The 25,375-nt window shown below is 58.6% G+C and carries 29 protein-coding genes; 11 read left to right on the forward strand and 18 right to left on the reverse strand.

The genetic code is table 11. From position 1 onward, the window contains the following. Positions 1 to 141: 141 nt before the first annotated feature. Complete coding sequence (locus tag OKC43_RS10410) at positions 142 to 2,283, reverse strand: methyl-accepting chemotaxis protein (protein WP_236271862.1); 2,142 nt, start codon at positions 2,281 to 2,283, stop codon at positions 142 to 144. A gap of 66 nt (positions 2,284 to 2,349) precedes the next feature. Beyond that, the gene (dinB, locus tag OKC43_RS10415) at positions 2,350 to 3,405 is read right to left on the reverse strand and encodes a DNA polymerase IV (RefSeq protein ID WP_236271898.1); all 1,056 of its coding nucleotides are present in this window, start codon (positions 3,403 to 3,405) and stop codon (positions 2,350 to 2,352) included. A 131-nt stretch (positions 3,406 to 3,536) separates the two neighbouring features. Here dinB and OKC43_RS10420 point away from each other — a divergent pair, with 131 nt between their 5' ends. Further along, positions 3,537 to 3,743: a hypothetical protein gene (locus tag OKC43_RS10420; protein WP_021230317.1), complete on the forward strand. Its 207-nt coding sequence runs from the start codon at positions 3,537 to 3,539 to the stop codon at positions 3,741 to 3,743. A gap of 110 nt (positions 3,744 to 3,853) precedes the next feature. Here the strand turns inward: OKC43_RS10420 and OKC43_RS10425 are convergent, their stop codons facing one another. Further along, entirely contained in the window at positions 3,854 to 4,414 is a 561-nt protein-coding gene (locus tag OKC43_RS10425; protein ID WP_236271861.1) for a DJ-1 family glyoxalase III, read from the reverse strand. Positions 4,415 to 4,451: 37 nt separating this feature from the next. Beyond that, a complete protein-coding gene (locus OKC43_RS10430) occupies positions 4,452 to 5,405 on the reverse strand; it encodes a ketopantoate reductase family protein (protein WP_236271860.1) in 954 nt (317 codons plus the stop codon). A 200-nt stretch (positions 5,406 to 5,605) separates the two neighbouring features. On the opposite strand from OKC43_RS10430, the gene OKC43_RS10435 reads away from it, so the two are divergent. After that, positions 5,606 to 6,088 (forward strand): YajQ family cyclic di-GMP-binding protein, encoded by a 483-nt coding sequence (locus OKC43_RS10435; RefSeq protein WP_005338634.1) that lies wholly within the window; start codon positions 5,606 to 5,608, stop codon positions 6,086 to 6,088. 107 nt (positions 6,089 to 6,195) lie between these two features. On the opposite strand, the gene OKC43_RS10440 is transcribed toward OKC43_RS10435, so the two are convergent. The 5 genes from OKC43_RS10440 to OKC43_RS10460 all read right to left on the reverse strand — a co-directional run bounded on the left by OKC43_RS10440 (position 6,196) and on the right by OKC43_RS10460 (position 11,037). Then, positions 6,196 to 7,002 carry a nucleoside-specific channel-forming Tsx family protein gene (locus tag OKC43_RS10440; protein WP_005349699.1) on the reverse strand — a complete coding sequence of 269 codons (807 nt, stop codon included), beginning with the start codon at positions 7,000 to 7,002 and terminating at the stop codon, positions 6,196 to 6,198. Positions 7,003 to 7,158: 156 nt separating this feature from the next. Next, complete coding sequence (locus OKC43_RS10445) at positions 7,159 to 8,538, reverse strand: AmpG family muropeptide MFS transporter (protein ID WP_236271859.1); 1,380 nt, start codon at positions 8,536 to 8,538, stop codon at positions 7,159 to 7,161. Positions 8,539 to 8,711: 173 nt separating this feature from the next. Then, positions 8,712 to 9,299: a peptidylprolyl isomerase gene (locus tag OKC43_RS10450; protein ID WP_236271897.1), complete on the reverse strand. Its 588-nt coding sequence runs from the start codon at positions 9,297 to 9,299 to the stop codon at positions 8,712 to 8,714. A 2-nt stretch (positions 9,300 to 9,301) separates the two neighbouring features. Beyond that, the gene (locus OKC43_RS10455; protein WP_005349692.1) at positions 9,302 to 9,886 is read right to left on the reverse strand and encodes a YajG family lipoprotein; all 585 of its coding nucleotides are present in this window, start codon (positions 9,884 to 9,886) and stop codon (positions 9,302 to 9,304) included. Between the two features lie 17 nt (positions 9,887 to 9,903). After that, positions 9,904 to 11,037 carry a methyltransferase gene (locus tag OKC43_RS10460; protein WP_236271858.1) on the reverse strand — a complete coding sequence of 378 codons (1,134 nt, stop codon included), beginning with the start codon at positions 11,035 to 11,037 and terminating at the stop codon, positions 9,904 to 9,906. Between the two features lie 204 nt (positions 11,038 to 11,241). Here OKC43_RS10460 and OKC43_RS10465 point away from each other — a divergent pair, with 204 nt between their 5' ends. The 9 genes from OKC43_RS10465 (at position 11,242) to nqrM (ending at position 19,101) form a co-directional block, all read left to right on the forward strand. Further along, positions 11,242 to 11,556 (forward strand): BolA family protein, encoded by a 315-nt coding sequence (locus OKC43_RS10465; RefSeq protein ID WP_042053239.1) that lies wholly within the window; start codon positions 11,242 to 11,244, stop codon positions 11,554 to 11,556. Between the two features lie 434 nt (positions 11,557 to 11,990). Next, on the forward strand, positions 11,991 to 13,334 hold the full coding sequence (locus OKC43_RS10470) for a Na(+)-translocating NADH-quinone reductase subunit A (protein ID WP_005349684.1): 1,344 nt from the start codon (positions 11,991 to 11,993) through the stop codon (positions 13,332 to 13,334). Positions 13,335 to 13,337: 3 nt separating this feature from the next. Continuing rightward, positions 13,338 to 14,567, forward strand: a complete 1,230-nt coding sequence (locus tag OKC43_RS10475) for an NADH:ubiquinone reductase (Na(+)-transporting) subunit B (protein WP_005338642.1) — start codon at positions 13,338 to 13,340, stop codon at positions 14,565 to 14,567. Then, on the forward strand, positions 14,557 to 15,345 hold the full coding sequence (locus OKC43_RS10480) for a Na(+)-translocating NADH-quinone reductase subunit C (RefSeq protein ID WP_005338643.1): 789 nt from the start codon (positions 14,557 to 14,559) through the stop codon (positions 15,343 to 15,345). The genes OKC43_RS10475 and OKC43_RS10480 overlap by 11 nt, the downstream gene beginning before the upstream one ends. Continuing rightward, positions 15,338 to 15,970 (forward strand): NADH:ubiquinone reductase (Na(+)-transporting) subunit D, encoded by a 633-nt coding sequence (locus OKC43_RS10485; RefSeq protein WP_005338644.1) that lies wholly within the window; start codon positions 15,338 to 15,340, stop codon positions 15,968 to 15,970. Before OKC43_RS10480 ends, OKC43_RS10485 begins: the two co-directional genes overlap by 8 nt. Positions 15,971 to 15,973: 3 nt before the next feature. After that, positions 15,974 to 16,570 (forward strand): NADH:ubiquinone reductase (Na(+)-transporting) subunit E, encoded by a 597-nt coding sequence (gene nqrE, locus OKC43_RS10490; RefSeq protein WP_005338645.1) that lies wholly within the window; start codon positions 15,974 to 15,976, stop codon positions 16,568 to 16,570. 32 nt (positions 16,571 to 16,602) lie between these two features. After that, the gene (gene nqrF, locus OKC43_RS10495) at positions 16,603 to 17,826 is read left to right on the forward strand and encodes an NADH:ubiquinone reductase (Na(+)-transporting) subunit F (protein ID WP_005338656.1); all 1,224 of its coding nucleotides are present in this window, start codon (positions 16,603 to 16,605) and stop codon (positions 17,824 to 17,826) included. Between the two features lie 3 nt (positions 17,827 to 17,829). Further along, positions 17,830 to 18,867 carry an FAD:protein FMN transferase ApbE gene (locus tag OKC43_RS10500; RefSeq protein WP_005338666.1) on the forward strand — a complete coding sequence of 346 codons (1,038 nt, stop codon included), beginning with the start codon at positions 17,830 to 17,832 and terminating at the stop codon, positions 18,865 to 18,867. Positions 18,868 to 18,876: 9 nt separating this feature from the next. Further along, entirely contained in the window at positions 18,877 to 19,101 is a 225-nt protein-coding gene (gene nqrM, locus OKC43_RS10505; RefSeq protein WP_005338668.1) for a (Na+)-NQR maturation NqrM, read from the forward strand. Positions 19,102 to 19,174: 73 nt separating this feature from the next. On the opposite strand, the gene OKC43_RS10510 is transcribed toward nqrM, so the two are convergent. The 9 genes from OKC43_RS10510 to OKC43_RS10550 are packed head-to-tail and all read right to left on the reverse strand — an operon-like array spanning position 19,175 to position 25,375. Beyond that, positions 19,175 to 19,714: a DUF3833 domain-containing protein gene (locus OKC43_RS10510; protein WP_088869984.1), complete on the reverse strand. Its 540-nt coding sequence runs from the start codon at positions 19,712 to 19,714 to the stop codon at positions 19,175 to 19,177. 14 nt (positions 19,715 to 19,728) lie between these two features. Next, on the reverse strand, positions 19,729 to 20,271 hold the full coding sequence (locus tag OKC43_RS10515) for a chalcone isomerase family protein (protein WP_236271857.1): 543 nt from the start codon (positions 20,269 to 20,271) through the stop codon (positions 19,729 to 19,731). Further along, on the reverse strand, positions 20,228 to 20,449 hold the full coding sequence (locus OKC43_RS10520; protein ID WP_005338671.1) for a TIGR02450 family Trp-rich protein: 222 nt from the start codon (positions 20,447 to 20,449) through the stop codon (positions 20,228 to 20,230). Before OKC43_RS10520 ends, OKC43_RS10515 begins: the two co-directional genes overlap by 44 nt. Further along, the gene (locus OKC43_RS10525) at positions 20,446 to 20,922 is read right to left on the reverse strand and encodes a DUF2878 domain-containing protein (protein WP_236271856.1); all 477 of its coding nucleotides are present in this window, start codon (positions 20,920 to 20,922) and stop codon (positions 20,446 to 20,448) included. The genes OKC43_RS10520 and OKC43_RS10525 overlap by 4 nt, the downstream gene beginning before the upstream one ends. A gap of 2 nt (positions 20,923 to 20,924) precedes the next feature. Further along, complete coding sequence (locus tag OKC43_RS10530) at positions 20,925 to 22,181, reverse strand: SAM-dependent methyltransferase (protein WP_236271855.1); 1,257 nt, start codon at positions 22,179 to 22,181, stop codon at positions 20,925 to 20,927. Then, positions 22,181 to 22,963, reverse strand: a complete 783-nt coding sequence (locus OKC43_RS10535) for a DUF1365 domain-containing protein (RefSeq protein WP_236271854.1) — start codon at positions 22,961 to 22,963, stop codon at positions 22,181 to 22,183. The genes OKC43_RS10530 and OKC43_RS10535 overlap by 1 nt, the downstream gene beginning before the upstream one ends. Continuing rightward, positions 22,960 to 24,219: an NAD(P)/FAD-dependent oxidoreductase gene (locus tag OKC43_RS10540; RefSeq protein ID WP_236271853.1), complete on the reverse strand. Its 1,260-nt coding sequence runs from the start codon at positions 24,217 to 24,219 to the stop codon at positions 22,960 to 22,962. Before OKC43_RS10540 ends, OKC43_RS10535 begins: the two co-directional genes overlap by 4 nt. After that, positions 24,216 to 24,950 (reverse strand): SDR family NAD(P)-dependent oxidoreductase, encoded by a 735-nt coding sequence (locus tag OKC43_RS10545; RefSeq protein ID WP_236271852.1) that lies wholly within the window; start codon positions 24,948 to 24,950, stop codon positions 24,216 to 24,218. Before OKC43_RS10545 ends, OKC43_RS10540 begins: the two co-directional genes overlap by 4 nt. After that, positions 24,947 to 25,375, reverse strand: coding sequence for a nuclear transport factor 2 family protein (locus OKC43_RS10550; RefSeq protein WP_236271851.1), 429 nt, complete (start codon positions 25,373 to 25,375; stop codon positions 24,947 to 24,949). Before OKC43_RS10550 ends, OKC43_RS10545 begins: the two co-directional genes overlap by 4 nt.

A 25,375-nucleotide genomic window follows, 5' to 3' on the forward strand; every position in this document is an offset into this window, starting at 1 on the left:
TTAGTGAGCCTTTCGACTGTGATTGTGGTGTTGTGTTTCTTCCTCTGCGGGAAGAGGGGCTCAAATCTCACCGGTTTGACCCAGTCTGTCATCTGAATGTGTTTGGCGCCTCCAGCTGGATGGCGCCTTTTTTCATCCCTTCTATACCTTGAACTGCCCCACCAGCTGCTGCTGTTTATCCGCCAGCGCAGATAGCTCGCGACCATTTTCGGCGGATGTCGCCGCCTCGGCCCGGATGGTATGGCTCACATCACGAATGTTGCTGACGTTGCGGTTGATCTCGTCCGCCACCCGGCTCTGCTCCTGTGCCGCCCGGGCAATCTGCTCGTTCATCTGATGGATGGTGGAGACCGACTGGATAATCTGCTCCAGCACCTGCACCGAGAGATCCACCTTGACGAGGGTCTCGTCAGCCTGACCATGACCATCGCGGATCGCCTTGACCACGGCGCCGGTACCGGATTGCAGTTGGCTGATCAGGGTCTGGATCTCGACGATGGCATTCTGGGTACGACCCGCCAGATTGCGCACCTCATCGGCCACCACGGCAAAGCCACGGCCCTGCTCACCGGCCCGCGCCGCTTCAATAGCCGCATTCAGCGCCAGCAAGTTGGTCTGCTCGGCAATCCCCTGGATCACGATGAGGATGTCATTGATGTTGTCGCTGTTGGCGGAGAGTCGCTCCACCACCGGCTGGGCATCGTTGATGATGGTCATCAGCTTGCGCATCGCCTCCTGGGTGTCGGCAACGACATATTTGCCCTCTTGCGCCGCGGCATCAGTGGTGTTGGCTGCCGCCACCGCCGAGCCGGCATTACCGGAGACCTGCAACGCCGTGGCGCTCAGCTCTTCAAATGCCGTCGCCACCAGATCGATCTCCTGATACTGGGCCTGCATGCCGCTGCTGGTGCGCTCGGCCACCTGCGCGGCTCGCTCGGCACTGTTACGCGTACCGGAGACAGTATCAATCACCTGACTGATGGTGGATTGCAACTTGTTGAGGAAGCTGTTGAACCACTTGGCCAGTTCGCCGATCTCGTCTTGCCGCTGGATCTCGATACGCTGGGTCAAATCCCCCTCACCGCTGGCGATATCCTTGAGGCGGGCAACCACGGCGCGGATGGGCGCCACAATCTGGCGCGCCATCAACCAGATAAAACTCAGGGCCACCAGCGAGATCAGCACCCCGATTGACAGCTGCGAGACCACGCTGCGATTGGCTTCACTGGCCAGCTCATCTTGCAGTTGCTGGGCCGAGGCCAGCACTACGGCCCGTGGCAATTCAATGTAGATGCCCCATTTACGGTCGGTGCCACGCATGGATACCGGGACAAAGGTCTGCAACAGGGCGCCGTCGCTGCTCCAGCGAGTCAGCTCCTGACCCTGACTGAGCCAGCCTTTCAGCTCGCTGGCCAGCCCCTGATACTTCTGATCCAGCCCGCGCCCCATGGTCACATCGAACTCATCGGCTCCCGCCACGCGCCCTTCGTGACTGACCAGCAAGATTCTGCCCTTGCCCTCATAGAGCTCCTTGTCCATGGTGCTGACCAGACTCTGCAAAGTGGCCAGCGAGATATCGACCCCGACCATCCCCAGCAAGGTCTCCTGCTCCAGGAGCGGGACCGTCACCGAGGTCATCAATATCTGTTTATCGCCCACATCGTCCAGATAGGGCTCCAGCAGGCAGAGGGCACGGGTGCGAATGCTGCAGCGATACCACTCATTTTCGATTCCACCAGCCTCGGTCGGGCTCTCATCGGCCAGTACATCCTCATTCTGCACTTCCGGCTCTATCTTGCCGTTGTCGTAGGCCCAGTAACTGGAAAAACGCCCCTTGTCGTTGGAACCCAGCGCCGTTGAGCCCTGATAGTTGCTGTCTTCCCCATCCAGCTGGTCAGGCTCGAACACCGCATAGACACCAAGCAGATTGGTCGATGAGGCAACGGCATCGTGCAATTGCTGATTGACGGCGCTGCGCAGCGCCTCCGAATGGACAAAGTTCTCGGCCGCATTCTTGCGCTGGAACAACACGCTCTCCGCCAGCAAACTGGCGCGGAAATAGGCCTCATCGAGATAACTGGTCACCTTGGCCGCCTGCTCCGAGCCCATCGCCTTCATCCAGTTTTCGGCAGACTGCTGCGCCTCATGCATGGTGGCTTGCCGCACCTGCTGTTGCATCTTGTTCGCGTTGTAAATCGAAGAGGCAACCAGAGCGGCGGCTGTCACCAACAGACAGCAACCGGCGATCAGGGTAATCCGACCCTGGACAGAAAGAGCGCTCATGCCAATATTCCTACGTCATACAGATATGGATAGATTATCGACTTTATAAACAAAAACTTAACTCTCTCACAGCAAATCCAGCGAGAGTTGATTAACTTCACCCTCTTTTGGCAAACCCACCACCAAGCCCAGCAGGCGAACCGAACGCCCTTGCGCCCGCTGTAGCCCCTCTTTGAGCAGGGGAACGAACAAGGCTGGCTGATAGCCACCCTGACTGCGATAGACGGTGGTCTGGTGGAAATCGGCAAACTTGAGCTTGATTCCCTGCCCCATCACCTGCTCGGCAGGGCACGCCAGCTGAAATCGCCGCTCCAGCTCCGGCAGCAGTTGCTGCAATACCGTCAGGCAGGCGGCTTCGTCACAAACATCGCTCGCCAAGGTGGTCTCCACCCCGATGGTTTTGCGGATCCGGTGCGCCTGCACCGGCTGTTCATCCAGCCCCCAGATCCGGGTCGTCAACATCTCCCCCAGCTTGCCAAAACGACTGCACAGCTCTTGTGCCGACAAGGCCCGCGCATCCTCACAGGTGTAGAGCCCCTGGGCCTCCAGCCGCTCGGCGGTCTTGCGCCCCACCCCGGGCAGTTTGCCGAGGGGCAACTGGCAGACAAATTCGGCCACTTCGTCGGGACGAATGATAAACAGACCATCAGGCTTGCGCTGCTCCGAAGCGAGCTTGGCGAGAAACTTGTTGGGGGCCACTCCGGCCGAGGCGGTCAATCCCAGTTCGGTGACGATGGCTTGCCGGATCTCTTGCGCCATCAGGGTGGCGCTGCCGCCACAACAGCGGCTGTGGGTCACGTCGAGGTAAGCCTCGTCCAGCGACAGCGGTTCAACCTGATCGGTATAGCGGAGGAAAATGGCTCTGAGCTGACGAGAGATATCCTTGTACACCGCCATTCGCCCAGGGATCAGTACCAGCGGCGGGCAGAGTTTTTTCGCCAGGGCGCTCGGCATGGCAGAGCGCACCCCGAACCGGCGCGCCACATAGTTGCAGGTCGAGATGACGCCGCGCCGCTCGGAGGCCCCACCGATGGCGAGCGGCACCTCCCGCAACGCCGGATTGTCCCGCATCTCCACCGCGGCAAAAAAGCAGTCCATGTCGATATGGATGATCTTGCGCATACCACTGTATAAATAAACAGACATGGCACCATCTTACCCCAAGGATAACCGCAGCTCTATCTCTCTCGTTGCGGCTAAAATAGTAGACTCTAAGGAGACCTTTACTACCACAATGACAAGGAGCGTTCGGGATGAAATATCTTTGGCTGGGACTCTGTTTGCTACCGTTGACCGGCATCGGCAAGAACAACCCGACGGCAGAGTGCCGCTGGCTGTACGACCGGATTGAGATACTGGAACAGGCCATCAAGAAAGGGGACACACTCGGCACAAAGCAAGAGTTGTCACGCTGGCGTGAAGAGTTTCGCAAGAAGAAGTGCAAACAGTACGACTACTGAGCCGGACAAGATGGCGTGACCGACAACAGCAGATAACAAACGGGCCCCGATCAAGATGACCGGGGCCCGTTTTCAAAGCATGGCCAGCTGGATTCAGCAACAGAGTGCGCTCAAGGCAGCACCATAGGGTCAGCGACAGTGGCCGCTACCTCATCCCCGCACAGCCCCCGAACCAGTTCGAGCGCAAACTCGATGGCGCTGCCCGGCCCCTGGCTGGTGATAAGGCGATGAGCCTCATCTCTGACTACCCGCTCATGTGACAGCTGCGATGCCGGTAGTCGGGACTGAAAGCCGGGATGACAGGTGACAATGGCACCATCCAGCAGAGCGTGATGTTGCAAGACCACCACAGGGGCGGCGCAGATGGCAGCGCGCCAGCGGCCAAGAGCGGCCTGCTCTTTGAGCAGATCGATGGCCAGCGGGGTATCGCGGATCACTTCGCTGCCGGGCAAACCGCCGGGCACCACGATGGCTTCAAAGTCCCGACGGGTCAGCTCGTCGATATGACAATCAGCCACCAGCTGTACCCCGCGCGATGCCTTCACCTGACGGGATCCGGCTGGACAACAAGAGGCCAGCACCACCTCGATGCTGGCACGCACCAGGGTATCGACAATCGCAACCGTCTCTATCTCTTCCGACCCGGGGGCCACCAGCACCAGTACACTCACGTTCGCCTCCTTGCAGCTTGCTCTGTCATGTAAAAGATCAGACAGCCTGACTCTTCTCTTTAATCGCCTGATAGAGACCCTGATTGACCGGTACGGCAATGCCATGCCGGGCAGCCTTGGCCAACAGGAAGCCGGTGATGGCCTCAATCTCGGTCTCGCGTCCCAGCTCCATATCCTGATGCATGGAGGAGTAATTGTCAGCGGTCAGTTCCACCACTGTCATCACCCGACGCTGCAACTCCTCTGCCGTGGTCGCAACTCCTTCGGCACACATCACATCCGCCACTTCCACACAGATCTGCTGCAGGGCATCGGCAAAACGGGGGCCAGCCAGCTCGCCATTTTTCAGCTTGTAGAGGGCCGTCAGGGGATTGATGGCACAGTTGATGGCCAGCTTTTGCCACTGGCGCGCCAATACCTGTTCATCCCAGCCAGCCTGCCCCAGTGCCAGCGCCAGCTCGTCCGCGAGCGCGGCATGGGCCTTGGCGGCATCGTTGATCGGGCCAAGCCAGGTTTCACCCTTGCCAGTATGACGGAACACGAAATGGCCGCACTGCATGGCGCCATGGCTGGTGACACCGGCAATCACCGGATTGTGCGGGAACATCTCGACCACCTGCTCGGCAATGCCCATCCCGTTGTGCAGCAGCACGATCGGCACGCCGGCATCCAGCTTACCCACCAGCCGTGTCAGTGCGGCAATCACCTGACTGGCCTTGGTCATCACAAGCAGACGCTGGATCTTGCCGGGTTTGCTGACAAATCCGCGCTCGATATTGAGCAGCTGGACATGCCCCTCCAGCGAGGTGAAATCGATCCCCGGATGGAGCGTGGACTTATGATGTTCGCGCAACAAGACACGGGTTGATTGACCACTCTGGGTCAGCAGGGAGGCAAAAACGCCGCCGAGGGCGCCACAACCCAACAGTGACCACTTCGGAGCAACGGGTGGAATAACGGGCTGTCGGGAATTTTTTAATCCGCTTGGCATGGTGTGACTCTGTCAGGGTAAGGGTTGCAATCCTCTCAACCTGTTACCGGGGATAAGTGAAGATGTCGCTGGTGGACACTAACGGGTCCACCCGTCCTGTGCGCAGGGGATTCTAGCAGAGCAACCCCATCAAAATCAGCAAATTTGCCCGTTTTCTGGTAGATTTGCCCCCCGATAACGCAACATGAGGAGCTCCGGCTATGCCGTCATTCGATATTGTCTCTGAAGTCAAAATGAACGAGGTGTTGAACGCAGTCGACAACGCCAATCGTGAACTGGCCACCCGTTTCGATTTTCGTGGGGTAGAAGCCAGCTTCGAGTTGAACAAGGAAGAGGTAAAGCTGGAAGCCGATGCCGATTTCCAGCTCAAGCAGATGGTCGAAATCCTGCGCGGTGCCCTGCTCAAGCGCAACATCGAAAACAGCTCCATGGAAGTGGGTGACTCCGTTCACTCCGGCAAGCGTTTCCACCTGACCGTAAAATTCAAGCAGGGGATCGAGAAAGAGATCGCCAAGAAGCTGGTCAAGCTGATCAAGGACTCCAAAATCAAGGTACAGGTCGCCATCCAGGGTGATGAAGTACGTGTCACCGGCAAGAAGCGTGACGATCTGCAAGAGACCATGGCACTGGTCCGTGGCGCCGAACTGGGTCAACCGATGCAGTTCCAGAACTTCCGCGACTGATTTATCCACTCAGCCGTGGCGCACTTGATGACTCGCGCCACGCTATCTAAATCGCGGCCATAAAAAAACCGGAGCAGATGCTCCGGTTTTTTGTACCCCAAGCTTTATTAGAACTTGTAGGTAACAGAGAAGTAGTGGCCGAAACCGGTAGACTTGAACGCGTCAGAGTTGTCGATACCGTAGATTTCGTTGAAGTACTTCAGACCGTAGCCAACGGCATAACGGTCGGAATGCCAGTAGATACCGTGGAAGGTTCCCAGACCATCAGAATGACTGGTTTCTTTCATGCCCCAGGTGTAATCCAGATAACCTTGGTAAGAGACGAAGCTGCCATTGGAGAAGGTATAGAAAGGTTTGAACCAGTTCATGGAGAACTGTTGGCCGTTCCAGCCTTCGCCTTGACCACTGAAGGTTTCGTTAGCATGACGCTTGTACAGGTTCATACCAACTTTGCCAAACCACGGCACCATAACGTCAGCACCCAGACCTACAAATGCATCATTCAGGCCTTGTACACCACCGATGTTAAACAGGGTGGCAACGTAAACTTCTTGCACCGGACCAAAAGAGAGGTCTTGGCCAGTCAATGCATCCAGAGATACACGCGGAGCAAACTTCATGAAGAGGTTTTCTTGCTTGTGCTTGTCGCTGTGCTTGGAGTCAAAAATATCGAAGTAATCGACGTAACCATACAGGTCAAAAATGCCTGAACGACCACCAAACTCCATCTCGAAATAAGTATCGTTGTAACCATCCGGACCATGGGGCTTCTGATCGATGGTGTGCATGATATTGAACTGCATCCACTTGTAGTCATTCTTGTGGATATCACCGCTGTAGTCAGCAGCGAAGGCCGGGGTAGCGGCAGCAGCCAGCAGACCGGCAGCGATCAGAGTCTTGGTAAATTTGGCCATTTTATTGGTCTCTTGTGCGTTAGTTGAGGTTTTCCGTAGCCTGCCCACAAGGAGCGAGAGGGATTCTAATCAAATAAAATTGGGGGTGAAACAACTTCTCGGGAACTTTATCCGGAAGTGTGAATCTAATCACCCCCGATTCTACGCAAACGCTTGCTATTTGTCAGCCGTTGAGAGCAACTCACTCCCTTTTCTGGCGACAAGCACAATCAACAACAACACGGGCAAGCCCAGTAAACTGGTTCCGACAAAGAAGGCACTGTAGCCAATCTGCTCCACAACCTGTCCGGAAAAACCGGCCAGCAACTTGGGTAGCAGCAACATTACCGAGCTGAACAGGGCGTACTGAGTGGCCGAAAATGCCACATTGGTCAGGCTGGAGAGATAGGTCACGAAGGCCGCGGTAGCAATACCGGCACTGAGGTTATCCAGCGAGATGATCAGCGTCAGCAGTTCCAGGTTGTGACCAACCTGATTGAGCAGGGCAAACAGCAGATTGGTGCTGGCGGTGAGCAGCGCCCCCAAGAACAGGATGCGCAGCGTACCGAAGCGCATCACCAGCACGCCCCCCAGCGCAGCCCCCACCAGCGTCATGATGACGCCAAACACCTTGGTAATGGTGGCAACCTCAGTCTTGCTGAACTGCATATCCACATAGAAGCTGTTGGACATCACCCCCATCACCACATCGGCAACCCGATAGCAGGCGATCAGAGCCAGGATCAGCAGCGCCGAGCTGCCATAGCGACGAAAGAAGTCGGCGAACGGACACCAGACGGCCTCATAGGCCCAGGCCCCCGCACTCGCCAGCAAAGCAGGCCACCCTTTTTCCAGGAGCTGCGCCTTGCGTTCGGCCTGTTGTTTACCCTGCTCGGCCAGATCGATATCCGGCTCGTGGCAAAACAGCGTGGTGATGACCCCGAGTGACATCAGACCCGCCATCACCAGATAGGTAATCTGCCAGCCACGATAGTCATAGCCACTATTGCTGCCAAACCAGGCTGCCAGCGCCAGCGCACCGGCGCCCGCCATGATCATCGCCAGCCGGTAACCGGTCATGTAGGAGGCAGCCATCGCCGCCTGTAGCCGCTCGGGGGCGGATTCGATGCGATAGGCGTCGATGACGATATCCTGAGTCGCCGAGGCAAAGGCCACCAGCAGGGCAAACATCGCCAGCTGAGCCAGCTCGGTCTTGGGATCGCAGAACGCCATGCCTACCAGCGCGGCGGCAATCAGCAGCTGGGAGAAGAACATCCAGCTACGGCGACGCCCCAGCAGCGCGGAGAGCAACGGCAGCGGCATGCGATCTACCAGCGGCGACCACAGCCATTTAAATCCATAGGCGAGCGCCACCCAGCTCATATAGCCGATATCGGTCAGGCTGACATCGGCCTCGCGCAACCAGAATGAGAGGGTACCGAACACCAGCAGCAGCGGCAGACCCGATGAAAAACCCATGGCAAAGAGAATAAACACCCGAAATTCGAGATAGACGGCGAGGGACTCTCTCCAGCTTGGTTTGCGGATCATGTTCAACTACCTGACGACTTTGGAAAAGTGCGTCATTTTGGCAGGTTGATGGCAGATAGCCAAGGCGAGCAAAGAGATAGGCAAAAGAAGTCCGGATAGAGAAAAGGCCCATCCTGAACGGGATGAGCCTTGTATTGTGGCCTGACGAGGGCGAGGTGACGAACCGCGTCCGGCGAGAGTTACTTGCCCGCTTTCTTGTCGACTTTCTTGTCTGCCGGAGTTTCTGCCAGCAAGAGCACCTTCTTCAGAATGATGGGACTGGTCGGCACATCGTTGGCGCGCAGAATGGGGCTGTAACCGGTCTGTACCTGAGCCAGTTTGTCCAGCACCTCCATCCCCTGAACCACCTGACCGAACACGGTATAACCCGCAGAGCCACCGGCGTTGAGGTTATTGTTGTCGACCAGATTGAAGTAGAACTGGCGAGTAGCGCTGTCGACCGCCTGGGTGCGAGCCATGGCGATGGAGCCACGCTTGTTGGGCAGACCGCCACGCGACTCGTTGACCACAGGCTCATAAGTCGGCAACTGCTGGAACTGCTGGTTGTAACCCCCACCCTGCACCACGAAATCCTGGATCACCCGGTGGAAGATACTGCCGTCATAGCTGCCATCAGCCACGTAGCGCAGGAAGTTCTTCACCGTCTGGGGCGCCTGCTTGGACGCCAACTCCACCACGATATTGCCGTGGTTGGTCTCCATTCTGACTTTCGGGCCCGCGAACGCCAGCGGAGCGATCAGCATGGCCAGCAACCAGAGTTTTTTCATCATCAGACCCCTGCACCGTTCGGTTGACCTTTCAGGTAACCGCGCAGCGCATCATCCGCCATGATCTGCTGCAGCACGCTACCCAGTTGCAGGTTCAGTGTAGACTCCAGGTCGGCCATGCTTGGCTCGCTCGGGCTCTCCTTGCTGGAGGACATGTTGAACTGCTTGGTCAGACGGTTGCCCTGGAAATCGGCGATCACCTGCAGGCTGACGCGGGATTTGGTGACATAGGTAAAGGTCTTCTCTTCCACATTGACTGCGGCGTTGGAGATCACCAGCGTCAGGTTGGTGGTGCCACTGTTGCCCACTTCCAGACCCTGGCTGCGCAGCCCTTCGGCCAGCCGCTCGGCCATCAGCAGGTTGAGCGGACGCTCGCTGTTGACCAGCACGGGGGCTTTCTCTTTATGTTTGATGGAGAAGACGTAGGCAGCCTCACGCTTGTCCACCCCTTCCATGGTGATGCGATTGCCAGAGTAGTATTGCTGGTTGGCGGGGATCACCTGCGGATTGAGCAGCGCTGTCTCCGGCCAATGAGTGGCACACCCGCCCAGCATCAGGGCGGCCAGCAGCAAGAGTGACTTTTTCATCATGGTTTCCTTTGGCTTTAGCGTTTGATGGCTTTCAAAATAACGAATTTGCTGTTCGACGCAACGACTTGTGCGTTGGCAAACAAGCGCTTGAGTTTGTTGTGATAGTCCAGATGACGGTTGCCTACTATCCAGAGTTCACCCCCTTGAGGCAACACCCGGTGCGCATCGCTGAACATCTGCCAGGCGATATGATCGGTGATCGCCTGCAGCTGATGGAAAGGAGGGTTGCAGAGGATCCGATCCGCCGAGCCGACCGCCACCCCGTCGAGACAGTTATTGACCATAAAACGGGCGCGCGGCAGTGCATCGGGCAGATTGTGCTCGACGTTGAGCTGTGCCGAGGCGACCGCCATATAGGATTCATCGATAAAGGTCACCTCCACCTCGCTGTCTTTGGCAAGCAGCGACAGACCCAGCACCCCGTTACCACAGCCCAGATCGATCACCTTGCGGGCACTGTGGATGGGCAGGTTGTCCAGCATAAAGCGGGCACCGATATCGAGACTGGTGCGCGAGAAGACGTTGGCATGGTTGTGGATGAGCATGCCACTCCCCTCCAGCGGCCAGACAGTCGGGAAGGGGTTGGCCAGCGCGGGACGTTCTGCCTGCGGCTCGCAGTGAATGAGGCGCGCCTTCTTCCAGGCCAGCGAGGTATGGGTAGGCCCCAGATACTTCTCGAACAACTTGAGGGTGGAGGTATGAATATCCTTCGCCTTGCCGGCAGCGATAACGCGGGTTGCCGGTGTCACTACCGCACGCAATGCCAGCAGTTGCTGCTCCAATAGAGCCTGATATTTGGAGACCTTGATCACTACCAGCGCAGGGGCATCGGGCAGCGGCGCCAGCGCATCCTGCAAGCGAACCCCGCCTGCATCCAGTCCGTTTTCGGCCAGATTGGCCTGGGTCGCCCGCTCACTGATGTAGGAGTCGGTGACGCAGCAGGGGGAGTACGGATGCAGATAGGCTGCCAGCGCGCCAAAACCGTCATTCATGATGATGACGGGGCCCGCCTGCTCGAGGGGAGACTCCGCCAGGGTGTTGATCAGGTATTCGTCAGCCGCATCCCAGGCTTGCAGGGTCTCCTGACTCTGGCGCGGATAGCGGTAGAGCGTGAGCTGGCAATGGGGAGTGTCGAGAAGGGTTTGCATAGGAAGAGTCCAACCTCGGCTTGATTCGTGTATACAGGCGCCAGGGGCGACGCAAAGTGGCGCTATTCTAGCGAGGAGCAGGAATTTCACCAGTTCGATGCGCATCAAGGGGGCAACTGACGGGTGATTTCCCTCTTATGGGGACTTATTCCATCCCGCGACTGCCGATAGAATGACCCGACATTCACTCTGGAAGCCGATCCGATGACCATCCAACAACTGATTGAAGCCAAGCTGACCGCCGCCCTCTCCCCCACCGTGCTGGAGGTGATCAACGAGAGCCACATGCACCGTGTGGAACCGGGATCTGAGAGCCACTTCAAGGTGGTGATCGTCAGCGAGCAATTTGCAGGGCAGCGGCTGCTGGCCCGTCATCGTCAGGTCAATTCGGTGCTGGCCGACGAGCTGGCCGGTGCCGTTCATGCACTGGCGTTGCATACCTACACCGAGACCGAGTGGCAGGAAAAAGGCCACGCCCCGCGCACCCCGAGCTGCGTTGGCAAACCGTCACTCTCCTGAAACAGGTTGTACCACAGGATTCCCCTCGATAACCTGCCAACAAAAATTAAACATATTTCCCCCATTGGCCCCGAAAAGGCTACATCCAAGGGGGTATATTTCGGCATCAAGGCTTTTTGCTGATAGTGGAGACAAAGGCAAATACCCCCATCGAGGTATCGAAATAAAAAAACCTTTAAAACCACTACTTACAAGGTGTCAGGGGCTTATTCATTGCAGGTTAATTTTGTGATGGCACGGGGATTTTGCCCATTTGGCATGGCAGAAAATGCACCTTAAGTGGTAAACTCAAGCGCTTTTGAGTGAGCCTGCATGTTGAATAATTGTTGAGCCTGCCCACCTGGCGCAACCACAACGTCGACTCATTCAACCACCCGTCGTGATGTATTTCTCGGCGCTAACCAACCTCTCCCGTAACGGTAGTGCAAGTAAGTATGATTACAATCAAAAGAGGACTGGACATCCCCGTGCTGGGTGCGCCAGAGCAAGTAATCTACGATGGCCCCGCCATCACCCGTGTTGCGACACTGGGCGAGGAGTTTGTGGGGATGCGACCTACTATGTTCGTCAAAGTAGGTGATCGCGTCATCAAAGGTCAGGATCTTTTTGAAGACAAGAAGAATCCGGGCGTTAAATTCACAGCTCCTGCCACCGGTGTGGTTTCAGAGATCAACCGTGGTGCCAAACGTGTTCTCCAGTCTGTGGTCATCGACCTCGACGGTTCCGATGAACAGGTGACGTTTGAGCATTTTGCCTCTGCCGAGCTGGCCAAGCTCGAGCGCAGCAAGGTGCAAGAGATCCTGGTCGCATCAGGTCAGTGGACTGCGTTGCGTACCCGTCCGTTCAGCAAAGTCCCCGCGGTAGCGTCTGCCCCGCGCGCAATCTTTGTAACTGCAATGGACACCAACCCGCTGGCAGCCGATGCCGAGCTGATTATCAAGGAACAGCCGCAGGCCTTCCTCGATGGTCTGGCCGTATTGACCCGCCTGACCGACGGCGCAGTCTACGTCTGTAAAGGCGAAGGCAGTCTGCCCCACTCTCCGCTGGCTCAGGTCAAGGAAGAGATCTTCGTTGGTCCGCACCCTGCCGGTCTTCCGGGTACCCATATCCACTTCCTGGATCCGGTCAGCAGCACCAAGGTGCAGTGGCACATCAACTATCAGGATGTGATCGCATTCGGCAAGCTGTTCACCACCGGTCAGATCTTCACTGACAAGGTGATCGCACTGGCTGGCCCGAACGTGCTCAAGCCGCGTCTGCTGCGTACCCGTCTGGGCGCCTGCATCAGTCAGCTCACCAATAATGAGCTGCGTGCCGACGAAAACCGTATCATCTCCGGTTCTATCCTGAGTGGTGCCAAAGCCGAAGGTGTTCACGACTACCTGGGCCGCTACCACAATCAGGTTTGCGTGCTGGGTGAAGGTCGCGAGAAAGAGTTCCTGGGCTGGATCAACCCCAGCGCCAACAAGTTCTCTATCACCCGTACCACCCTCTCTCATCTGATGAAGGGCAAGCTGATCAACTTCACCACCACTACCAACGGTAGTGACCGTTCCATGGTGCCTATCGGCAACTATGAGCGGGTGATGCCACTCGACATCCTGCCAACCCTGCTGCTGCGGGACATGGTCTCCGGCGATACCGACGGTGCGCAAGCACTGGGCTGCCTGGAGCTGGATGAGGAAGATTTGGCGCTCTGTACCTTTGTCTGCCCCGGCAAGACAGAGTACGGCCCGATCTTGCGTGAGTGCCTGACCAAGATTGAACTGGAAGGTTAAGCGATGAGTTTCAAGCAACTTCTTGAAAATATGGAACACCACTTCGAACCGGGTGGAAAGTACGCCAAGTACTATGCCCTGTTCGAAGCGGCGTACACCCTGTTCTACACCCCGGGTAGCGTTACCCGCAACGCCTCCCACGTTCGTGATGCGCTCGATCTGAAGCGCATGATGATCATGGTGTGGCTGGCCGTGTTCCCGGCCATGTTCTGGGGCATGTACAACGTTGGTAACCAGGCGATTGCCGCCATTGCCCACATGGGCTCGGCTGCTGGTGCCAGCAGCTGGCAATATGCCCTGGCTACCATGCTGGGCGCCTCCCTCGATCCGGCTGTTGCCGGTATCGGCAGCAAGATGCTGATTGGCGCCACCCACTTCTTCCCAATCTATATCACCGTCTTCTTTGTCGGTGGTTTCTGGGAAGTGCTGTTCGCCATGGTGCGCAAACACGAGATCAACGAAGGCTTCTTCGTAACCTCCATCCTGTTTGCCCTGATCGTGCCGCCCGAGCTGCCCCTGTGGCAAGCTGCGCTGGGTATCACCTTCGGTGTGGTGATGGCCAAAGAGGTGTTCGGTGGTACCGGCAAGAACTTCCTGAACCCGGCGCTGGCTGGTCGTGCGTTCCTGTTCTTCGCCTACCCGGGCCAGATCTCCGGTGACGCCGTGTGGGTTGCCGTTGACGGCTTCTCCGGCGCGACTGCCCTGAGCCAGTGGGCCCAAGGCGGCCAGATGGCGCTGATCAACGGTGCAACCGGCCAAGCTATCAGCTGGATGGACGCTTTCCTGGGTAACCTGCCGGGTTCCATCGGTGAAGTCTCTACCCTGATGATCCTGCTGGGTGCCGCCATGATCGTCTACATGCGCATCGCCTCCTGGCGCATCATCGCTGGCGTGATGATCGGTATGATCGCCACCTCCCTGCTGTTCAACGTCATCGGTTCCGATACCAACCCCATGTTCAACATGCCGTGGCACTGGCATCTGGTACTGGGTGGCTTCGCCTTCGGTATGGCCTTCATGGCGACCGACCCTGTCTCCGCAGCCTTTACCAACAAAGGCAAGTGGTGGTACGGCGCCCTGATCGGCGTAATGGTCGTGCTGGTTCGCGTGGTCAACCCTGCGTTCCCGGAAGGCATGATGCTGGCCATTCTGTTTGCGAACCTGTTTGCTCCCCTGTTTGACCACTTCGTCGCTCAGGCAAACATCAAGCGGAGGATTGCTCGTGGCGTTTAATAAAGATTCAACCCTCGGCACCGTCAGCGTGGTCACCGGCCTCTGTCTGGCCTGTTCCATCGTGGTATCCGTTGCCGCTGTGGGCCTGCGTTCTACCCAGCAGGAAAACAAGGCGCTGGACAAGCAGAGCAACATTCTCGCCGTAGCCGGTGTGGATGTAAGCGAAGTGGCCAAGCGCGACCTGGCCAAACTGTATGGCGAGAAGATCGAAGCGCGTCTGGTGGATCTGGCGACCGGTGACTTTGTTGACGGCGATGCCGACAACTTCGACACCAAGCAGGCAGCCAAAGATCCGGCCCGCAGCATCCGTCTTGCCGCCGCTGACGACAAGGCCAGCCTGCGTCAGATCTCCAAGCAGATCCCGGTATTCTTCGCCAAGGATGCCGAAGGCAAGATCGACAGCATCATCCTGCCCATCTACGGTCAGGGTCTGTGGTCGACCATGTATGCCTTCGTCGCCGTTGCCGCTGATGGCCAGACCATCAAGGGCATCACCTACTATGACCACGGTGAAACCCCGGGTCTGGGTGGCGAGATCGAAAATCCGGCCTGGCAGGCGCTGTTCAAGGACAAGAAACTGTTCGACCAGAATGGCATGCCGGCGCTGCGCGTCATCAAGGGCCATGCTCCGGCGGGCTCCGAGCACGAGATCGATGGTCTCTCCGGTGCCACCCTGACCGGTAACGGCGTACAGCATACCTTCGACTTCTGGATGGGTCCCAAGGGCTTCGGTCCTTTCCTGGCCAAGGTTCGTGCAGGAGAAATCAACAATGGCTGACAAGAGCGAAATGAAGAAGTTGCTGTTGACGCCTGTGCTGGGCAACAACCCCATCGCCTTGCAGGTGCTGGGCGTCTGTTCTGCACTGGCGGTTACCAGCCAGATGAAAACTGCGTTTGTAATGACCCTCGCGGTCATGGCGGTCACCGCCTTCTCAAACCTGTTCATCTCCCTGATCCGCAACCAGATCCCGAACAGCGTCCGGATCATCGTGCAGATGGCGATCATCGCCTCACTGGTTATCGTGGTTGACCAGGTGCTCAAGGCGTACGCCTATGACATCTCCAAGCAACTGTCGGTCTTCGTGGGTCTGATCATCACCAACTGTATCGTAATGGGCCGCGCCGAAGCGTACGCCATGAAGAGTGCCCCGCTGCCCTCCTTCCTGGATGGTATCGGCAACGGTCTGGGCTATGGCGCCATTCTGCTGAGTGTCGCGACCGTGCGTGAACTGCTGGGCTCCGGCACCTGGTTCGGCATCGAGCTGCTGCCGCTGGTGAACAACGGTGGCTGGTATGTGCCCAACGGCCTGCTGCTGCTGCCGCCGAGTGCATTCTTCATCATTGGTTTGATCATTTGGGGCGTGCGCACCAAGGATCCCAAGCAGGTGGAGGCGAAGGATTAAGGTATGGAACACTATCTGAGTCTGTTGATTAAATCGATCTTCATCGAAAACCTGGCACTCTCCTTCTTCCTGGGGATGTGTACCTTCCTGGCGGTGTCCAAGAAGGTAAAGACCTCCATGGGTCTGGGTATTGCCGTTATTGTGGTGCAGACCATCGCGGTTCCTGCCAACAACCTGATCTACAACTACGTGCTTAAAGATGGCGCTCTGGTATCCGGTCTGGATCTGAGCTTCCTGAGCTTCATCACCTTCATCGGTGTGATTGCAGCACTGGTACAGATCCTGGAGATGGCGCTGGACAAGTACTTCCCGGCACTCTACAACGCGCTGGGTATCTTCCTGCCGCTCATCACCGTGAACTGCGCCATCTTCGGTGGCGTCTCCTTCATGGTGCAGCGTGACTACAACTTCATGGAGTCTGTGGTCTACGGTGTGGGTTCAGGGGCAGGCTGGATGCTGGCGATCGTTGCGCTGGCAGGTATCCGCGAGAAGATGAAGTATTCCGATGTTCCGGAAGGCCTGCGCGGTCTGGGCATCACCTTCATCACCGCCGGTCTGATGGCGCTGGGCTTCATGTCCTTCTCTGGTATCTCCCTGTAATCGGCTTTCCTGCAATCAGAAAGGAACGATAGATGGAAATTATTTTGGGTGTGGTCATGTTTACCGTGATCCTGCTGGCACTGGTGGCAGTCATTCTGTTCGCCAAGTCCAAGCTGGTGACCGCGGGCGACGTGACAATCAGCATCAATGGTGACCCGGCCAAGGCTGTGACCAGCCCGGCCGGTGGCAAGCTGCTCGGCGTGCTGGCTGGCAGCGGTATCTTCGTCTCCTCCGCCTGTGGCGGCGGTGGCTCCTGCGGCCAGTGCAAGGTACGGGTGAAATCCGGTGGCGGCGACATTCTGCCGACCGAACTGGATCACATCAGCAAGGGCGAAGCCCGTCATGGCGAGCGTCTGGCCTGTCAGGTTACCGTTCGCTCCGACATGGATATCGAACTGCCGGAAGAGATCTTCGGGGTGAAGAAGTGGGAATGTACTGTTATCTCCAACGATAACAAGGCCACCTTCATCAAGGAGCTCAAGCTGCAGATCCCCGATGGCGAGAGCGTACCGTTCCGCGCCGGTGGTTATATCCAGATTGAAGCCCCGGCTCACCACGTGCACTACAAGAACTTCGATATTCCCGAGGAGTATCGCGGTGACTGGGATCGCTTCAAGATTTTTGAGCTGGAGTCCAAGGTCGATGAGCCGATCATCCGTGCCTACTCCATGGCCAACTATCCGGAAGAGTTCGGCATCATCATGCTGAACGTGCGTATCGCGACCCCGCCCCCGAGCAACTGGACTGCCCCTCCGGGACAGATGTCCTCCTATATCTTCAGCCTGAAGGCTGGCGACAAGGTGACTATCTCCGGTCCGTTCGGTGAGTTCTTCGCCAAGGACACCGATGCCGAAATGGTATTCATCGGTGGTGGTGCAGGTATGGCGCCGATGCGTTCCCATATCTTCGACCAGCTGCGTCGCCTGAAGTCCAAGCGCAAGATGAGCTTCTGGTACGGTGCCCGTTCCAAGCGCGAAATGTTCTATGTCGAAGACTTTGACATGCTCGCCGCCGAGAACGAGAACTTCACTTGGAACGTCGCGCTGTCTGATCCGCAACCGGAAGACAACTGGGACGGCTACACCGGCTTCATCCACAACGTGCTCTACGAGAACTATCTCAAGAACCACGAAGCACCGGAAGATTGCGAGTTCTACATGTGTGGACCTCCGGTGATGAATGCTGCCGTCATCAACATGCTCAAAGACTTGGGCGTTGAAGACGAAAACATCCTGTTGGATGACTTTGGTGGTTAATCCATGCACAGTGTTGTAAAGACCTGGCTAGCCTTCGGGCTAGCCTTTTTCTTGACTGGGTGCGGTCAGGAGACGGTCCAATCCAAGCCGGAGATCCACATCACCGGTAGCACCATGGGCACTTACTACTCTATCAAGGTGGCGGACAGCGCCATCAGCGATCCGGCCAAGCTTCAAGCTGAGGTGGATGTCTTGCTGGAGCGGGTCAACGATCAGATGTCGACCTATCGCCCCGATTCCGAACTGTCGCGCTTCAACCAGAGCCGTGACAACAAACCGGTAGTGGTCTCCCGCGATACCGCACGGGTCGTCACAGAGGCCATTCACATTGGCCGTGAGAGCCAGGGGGCGCTGGACGTCACCGTTGGCCCCTTGGTCAATCTGTGGGGCTTTGGCCCGGACAAGAAGCCGACCAAGGTCCCCTCCGACGAGCTGATCACCCAGACTCGCCAGAAGACCGGTCTGGGCAACCTGCACGTCATCACCTCGGTGGATGCCGATACCCTGCAAAAAGACATTCCGGATCTTTACGTCGATCTCTCCGCCATCGCCAAGGGTTTTGGTGTGGACAAGGTAGCCGAGTATCTGGAGTCACTGGGGGCGCGTAACTATCTGGTGGAGATTGGCGGCGAGCTGCGGATCAATGGCGTCAACGGCAAGGGTCACCCCTGGCGCGTCGCCATCGAGAAGCCCACCGCAGGCACCGGCACAGTGCAAGAGGTGATAGTGCCCGGTGACAACGGGGTGGCCACCTCCGGCGATTACCGCAACTACTATGAACTGGATGGTCAACGCTTCTCCCACACCATAGATCCGCGCAGCGGCAAGCCGATCCAGCACCGTCTGGTATCGGTCACCGTGATCCACCCCTCCTGCATGACCGCAGACGGGTTGGCCACCGTGTTTATGGTGATGGGGACCGAGAAAAGCCTGGCCTATGCCAACGAGCGCGGCCTGGCGATCTTCGTGATCACCAAGACGGACAACGGCTTTGAAGAGGCTTACTCCGATGCCTTCAAGCCCTATCTGGTCAAGAAGTAAGAGGTAGAGATGCAGATTTTTCTGATCACCTTCGGGGTATTCATGCTGGTGATAGCCGCCATGGCTATCGGTTATATCTTCCAGAAGAAGACCATCTCCGGCTCCTGTGGCGGTCTGGGTAGCGTCGGCATCGAGAAAGAGTGCGATTGCCCGGAACCCTGCGACAACCGCAAGAAGAAGATGGCCAAGGAAGAGGCCCGTCGCAAGATGCTGGAAGAGAACCGCATCATCTGATGACTCTGGTTTTTCGGTAAACAAAAGCGCGCCATCGGCGCGCTTTTTACTGGTCGTTATCTTGCGTTAACGGTCAGGGCTGACGTTCGATATAGAGGATCACCTCGCCAAGATGGATACCGAACTTGCTGATCTCGGCACGATTGATCAGACGATCTTCGTCCAGCAGATACATCCAGTCATCGAAGCTCACCCGCACTACCTCGCCATCCGGCAGCGCCAGATCAAGCTGATAACGCCAGTTGAGGGCAAACCCTTGGCTTTTACCCATCGCCTCCCCCACCACATCGGAAGCAGTACCTCGCCAGTGACCGTCAACCCCCTTGCTCAGATACCAGGTACGGGTCTGCTGGCGGCCATCATCAAAGTAGAACTGCTCGAACAGCTCTCCCTTGCCATCCTTCCAACGACCCACCATCTCGACCCGAAAGCGACTGGTCACTTCGCCGCTGCGGTCGGTTACCAGACCGTGAGCCACTAATTTACCGTTGAAGAAACGGGCGAGATCCCAGTTTGGCCCCTGCCCCCGATAGTCATCGAGACTGGCACCACAGCCGCTCAGCAGCAAAAAAGGGAGCAACAGCAACCAGCGGTATGCACGATAGAAAAACATTGGAAACTCCATGTTCAGGGTTGGCCACGCAGGCGGCGGGTCAGGGCGGGATCGCGGCTGTTGTCAGCCAGCCAGATGGCGAGAAAAGCGGCCGAGAATTGCGGATCGGCCAGAGTGCCGAGGGGTTTCTCCTGCCACCAGAAGTGGCCTGCCCCGCCCTTGTCGACATAGAAGGTGAGCTTGTCGCCTGCCTGCACATCGGGCCAGAGTGCAGCGAGCTGGCCGAGCCAGCGCTGACGTTCGGCGTCAGAGCCAAGACCGAGTCGCTGCCACTCGGCGGCAGTGGCGCTCAGCAGATCTTCCCGCTCGATGGATCTGGCATAGGTGAGGGTCAGTGCCTGTGGATAGTGACCGGGCTGATAGCGCCCGCTCGCACTGTAGAGGGTGGCATCGTAGAGCTTGAACCAGAGCCAGTTCATCTCCCCCTGCCCGACCGGGCGCAGCTGCTGCCAGGGTGCGGCAGAAGCCTGCACCGCGGTTGCAGCAAAGAGCGTAAACGCCAGCAGCAGCGGGTTAATTCCACCCCATATGCCAGTGGTTGGGGTCTTCCAGTTCATGCCAATCCATCTCCTGTTCCTGCAGGGTGTTGATATCCTGCATCACCACCTGCACCAGCTGCCCCTGCGCATCCCGCTGGCAGGCAACCACCAGATAGAAGCGATCAGTCAGCTCATGCTGGCTCTCTTTGGTCCACTTGGAAAAAAGCAACGAGTCGGTCGAAAAGGTGTTTGTCATGACTCACCCTCCAGCTTGACCATTACCCACAGGAGTACGGGTAACCACCACATCCAGATCACAGCCAGCTGCGCCGAACTGATCCAGATGCCCCAGGGTAAGTGTACTGCCCCCATGGCGGCCCCCGCCACATAGGAGGAGGCACCACCAAATACGCCAAACAGTGCCTGCTGCCAGCGAGGCAAGCGCAGCAGCCAGCGCATACCGTGGGCCAGCGTCAGGGCAAAACCGAGCCAGAGCAGCACCAGCCAGAGGGGAAAACCGGACGGGAAACGGAACAGGCCGAGCTGCCAGAGCAGGGCATCCAGCAGACAGCCAGCAACCGCGATGGGGAGCAGCCGCCAGTCACTCAGGCGGCTGGGTGAGAAAATAAAGTGCAGCAGCAACATTGCCAGCAGCGGGCCCGGCTGCTGCCACTTCACCGCCAGCAACCAGTAGAGGTTGAATCCCAGCAGGTGAGCCCACTGCCACATGGTCAGTGACCGCTTACTGGCACATCACCCGACCAGCCAGCGGGCCCCGGCTTGGCGGCCTCCAGCTGCACCAGACTGATGGTGCGCTCCCAGAATCCCCCCTCGCAATAGGCGAAGTAGAAGTGCCACAGCCGGATGAAATCCTGGCTGTAACCGAGCTTGGGCAGCTCGGGCGCCAACGCCAGAAAGCGATCGCACCAGTGAGCCAGGGTGCGGGCATAGTGATGGCCGTGATCGTGCAACCGCACCAGCTGCATGTCGGTCTCCCGCGCCAGCAACCCCGCCATCTGGGAGACACTCGGCAGGCAGCCACCGGGGAAGATGTAGCGCTGGATGAAATCAACGCCGCGCAGATACTGGGCATGGCGCTGATCGGCGATGGTGATGGCCTGGATGAGCAGGCGACCACCGGGCTTGAGCAGCCGTGACAACTGGCGGAAATAGTCGGGCAGGAAGGCGTGGCCTACCGCCTCGATCATCTCGATGGAGACCAGCTTGTCATAGGTGCCCTCCAGCTTGCGGTAATCCTCCAGCAGCAAGGTGATGCGATCCCCCAGCCCCTCCCGCGCAATCCACTCCTTGGCATAGTCATGCTGGGCCCGGGAGATGGTAGTGGTCGTCACCCGGCAGCCGTAGTGGCGGGCGGCATAGACGGCGAGACCGCCCCAGCCGGTGCCGATCTCCAGTAGATGATCGTCAGGCCCCAGCGCCAGCCGCTCGCAGATGGTGCGCAGCTTGGCCTGCTGTCCCTCTTCGAGAGTGGCCTCGGCGCTCGGATAGATGGCGCTCGAGTACTGCATATGGCTGTCGAGAAACCCCTGATAGAGGGTATTGCCGAGATCGTAGTGGGCGGCGATGTTGGAGCGCGAACCTGTCAGGGTATTGCGGTTGAGCCAGTGGCGCACCTTGTTGAACGGGAAACTGAGCCAGCCGAGGCGCCGCTCGAGGGAGTCGAGCAGGGTCAGATTCCGGGCCAGCAGCCGCACCAGCGCCACCGGGTCCGGGCTGGTCCAGAGCCCCTCCACCCAGGTTTCCCCGGCGGCAATGCTGCCCCCCAGCAACAGGCGACGATAGAAGGCAGGATCTTGCACCACCACTTCGGCATGCAGATCGGTACCCGCGACGCCAAAGCTGTGGCGCTCACCGCCATCCCGCAGCAGCAGCTGGCCATGTTCGAGGCGACCCAGCAGATTGAGCAGCAGTTGTCTTGCCCCCTTGTCGATGAAAGAGGCAGAGAGGGTTGATTGAGCAAGTTCCATTAGCGGCTCTCCGGATGGGTAAATATCGGTGTTCGTTTGATAAAAAGACGCAGGGCCTGCCAGTAGATCCCGAGCAGCACCTTCATGGTCATCCATGGCCAGCGGGCCAGCAGGGCCACCAGCCCCTTGCGCGACAAGGGTTCGCGAGTGAGCGCCAGGGTTGCGTCAAACAGCTTGGCTTCACCGGATACGGGATGACTCTCGATGTGGATCAGTGTCTCCTGCTCGGGCGGCCTGATCCGCCAGTGATAACGCATCGCCAGCCCCATAAAGGGGGAGACGTGAAAATCCTTGTCATGGGGTGCCAGCGCCGCCAGATCCAGCAGGTAGTAGTGACGCTCGTTCCAGGGGGTGTTCGACACCTCTGCCAGCAGATAGCGCGCCTCGCCCTGCCGATAGCAGAAGTAGAAGTTGACCGGGCTGAAGTAGAATCCCAAACAGCGCACGTTGCCGAGCAGCAGCACCCGCCCCTCGGAGTCGGCATCGCCACCCAGCTCGCTCACCTTCTGCCACACCGCCTGCTTGAGGCTTCCCTCACTCCCCTTGAGATAGTCATGGCGGTGAAACGAGAGCAGCCCCGAGCGCTCCACACCGAACCAGCGTCCCTGATCGAGCCGCGGCAGCTCGTCGAGATCCAGTCCCAGCATAAAGAGGCTGTAGGAGAAGGCGTGAGCCCGCGGCGCAAAACGGCGATGGCGCACCGAGCCCTGCCAGATGGCGCTGGTGACGCCAGCCAGTTCGTCGGCACGCCCATGTTCGGTGGCAACGGTGGCGCCATTCATAGCTCGGCACCGAAGCGCCTGGCGACATCCAGCGCGCTGCGCACCCCATCCTCATGGAAGCCGTTGTACCAGTAGGCACCACAGAAATGGGTGTGCTGCTGGCCGCAGATCTCCGCGCGCCGCTGCTGGGCGGCAATAGAGGCCAGATTGAACACCGGATGGTGATAGACGAAGCGGCGCAGCACCTTGCTCTCATCCACCTTGCCCTTGGGGTTGAGGCTGACGCAGAAGGGCTCCGGCGAGTTCACCCCCTGCAGGATGTTCATGTTGTAGCTCACCAGCGGCCGCGCCTCGTCATTGCCATCGAGCTGATAGTTCCAGCTGGCCCATGCCTTGCGGCGGGTGGGCAGGCAGCGAGCATCGGTATGGAGCCAGACATCGTTGGCCTGATAGGGCATGTCGCCGAGAATGGCCTGCTCCCGCTCGCCGGGATCCGCCAGCAGCGCCAGCGCCTGATCACTGTGGCAGGCGAAGATCACCTCGTCAAACCGCTCCTCACCGTAACTGCTCTGGATCACCACGCCATCCGCGTCCCGCCGTACGCTCTGCACCGGACAGGCGAGGCGGATCTGCGACTGCCAACCCGCGGTAAGGGGGCCGATATATTCCCGCGAGCCGCCCGGAATCACGTACCACTGGGGGCGATTGGCCACATCCAGCAGGCCATGGTTGGCAAAAAAGCGCAGGAAGAAGCCAAGGGGAAAGGCGCGCATATCGGCCAGGGTCGATGACCAGATCGCCGCTCCCATCGGCAAGATGTAGTGGCGGGCGAAGTAGTCGCTAAACTCCCCCGCCAGCAGAAAGTCTCCCAGCGTCAGCTCGGGGCCAGCCCCCTGATGTTGACCATCTGCTAGCCAGGCCCGTGCCTCCCGGTTGAAGCGCAAAATCTCGCCAACAAAACCGTAGAAACGGGGGCTCAACAGATTGCTGCGCTGGGCAAATAGGGTGTCGAGGTTGTGGCCGTTATACTCCAGCCCCTCCGGGCTCTTCACCGAGAAGCTCATCTCGGCCGGTTGGCGCGCCATGCCGATCCGCGCCAGCAACTTCAAGAAGTTGGGGTAGGTGCGATCGTTGAAGACGATAAAGCCGGTATCGATGGCATAGCTGCGGCCAGCCTGATTCACATCGACGGTCGCAGTATGGCCGCCCAGAGTCGGCGCCGCCTCGAACAGGGTGATGTCATGGAGTTTGTGGAGCAGAAAACCGGCGGTCAGCCCCGAGATCCCTGAACCGACGATGGCGATCTTTTTCTTCATGAATGGCTTCCTTTCGATACGAGTGCGCGGCCAAGGCGCAGCCAGAGCCCCACCGGCAGCGCACCAAGCAGGCGCAGCAACCAGATGAAACGGCGGGGAAAGTGGATCTGGTGACGACCAGCAGTCAGCCCGTCCATGATGGCGCGGGAGGCCTGCTCCACCGTCACCAGACAGGGCATGGGAAAATCATTTTTGGCGGTGAGCGGCGTCTGGACAAAGCCGGGGCGGATCAGGGTCACCCCGATCCCTTTGCTGGCCAAATCGAGGCGCAAGGTATCCGCCAGATAGTCGAGGGCCGCCTTGGAGGCGCCATAGGCCTCGGCTCGCGGCAGCGGCAGCCAGCTCACCGACGAGCTGACGATGGCCAGCCGAGATCCAGCCCCGAGCAACGGCAAGAAGGCGGCCAGCGCATGGCCTGTGGCGGTCAGATTGGTGTCGATGACACGGGCAAACAGCTCGCTGTCAAACCCATCGCCGACATCCATGTACTCGCAGTTGCCTGCGTTGAGGATCAGCAGATCGAGGAATGGCAGCGTAGCAGCCACCCCGTTCATAGCGGCCAGATCCTGGGCATCGAACTGCAGCGGCGTGACACCGTGCAGCCCCAGCGCCTGCAGCCGTTCACCATCGCGCCCACAACCCCACACCTGCCAGCCTGCCCGCCGGTAATCGAGCGCCAACTGGCGACCGATGCCGGAGGTCGCCCCTGTGATCAGCACCCGGCCGCTCATGCGCCAAGCCTCATCTTGATAGTGCGCACCACGGACCCGAGCAGCGGCAACTGCTCGTAGAGCATGGCGCCCAGGTCAAAATAGTCCCGGTGCTGGCACACCTTGCCCGCCTCGTCGAACTCGAGGCGGGTGGCCCCCTCCACCGTCACCGGCTCACCACCACGCAATCTGGGGTGAGAGAAGGTCATGGTCCAGCCGAGCCAGGCCTGCGGCCCTTGCTGCTGCTGACTGGTGATGACGAAGCGGCAGTAGGCGAGGCGCTGATAGAGGGCGGCAAAATAGTCGCCAAGGGCCGCCAGCCCCTCAATGCGGTGAGCCGGGTCGGTAAAGACCACCTGTTCGGCATAGACCTCGGGCAAGCGGTGCAACTGCTGTTTGTCCAGTTGCTGATAGAGGCCAATAAAGCGGGCCAGCGGCTCGTTCAT

Origin of the sequence: Aeromonas sp. Y289-2, from assembly GCF_027705925.1 — a bacterium.
GTDB lineage: Bacteria > Pseudomonadota > Gammaproteobacteria > Enterobacterales > Aeromonadaceae > Aeromonas > Aeromonas veronii.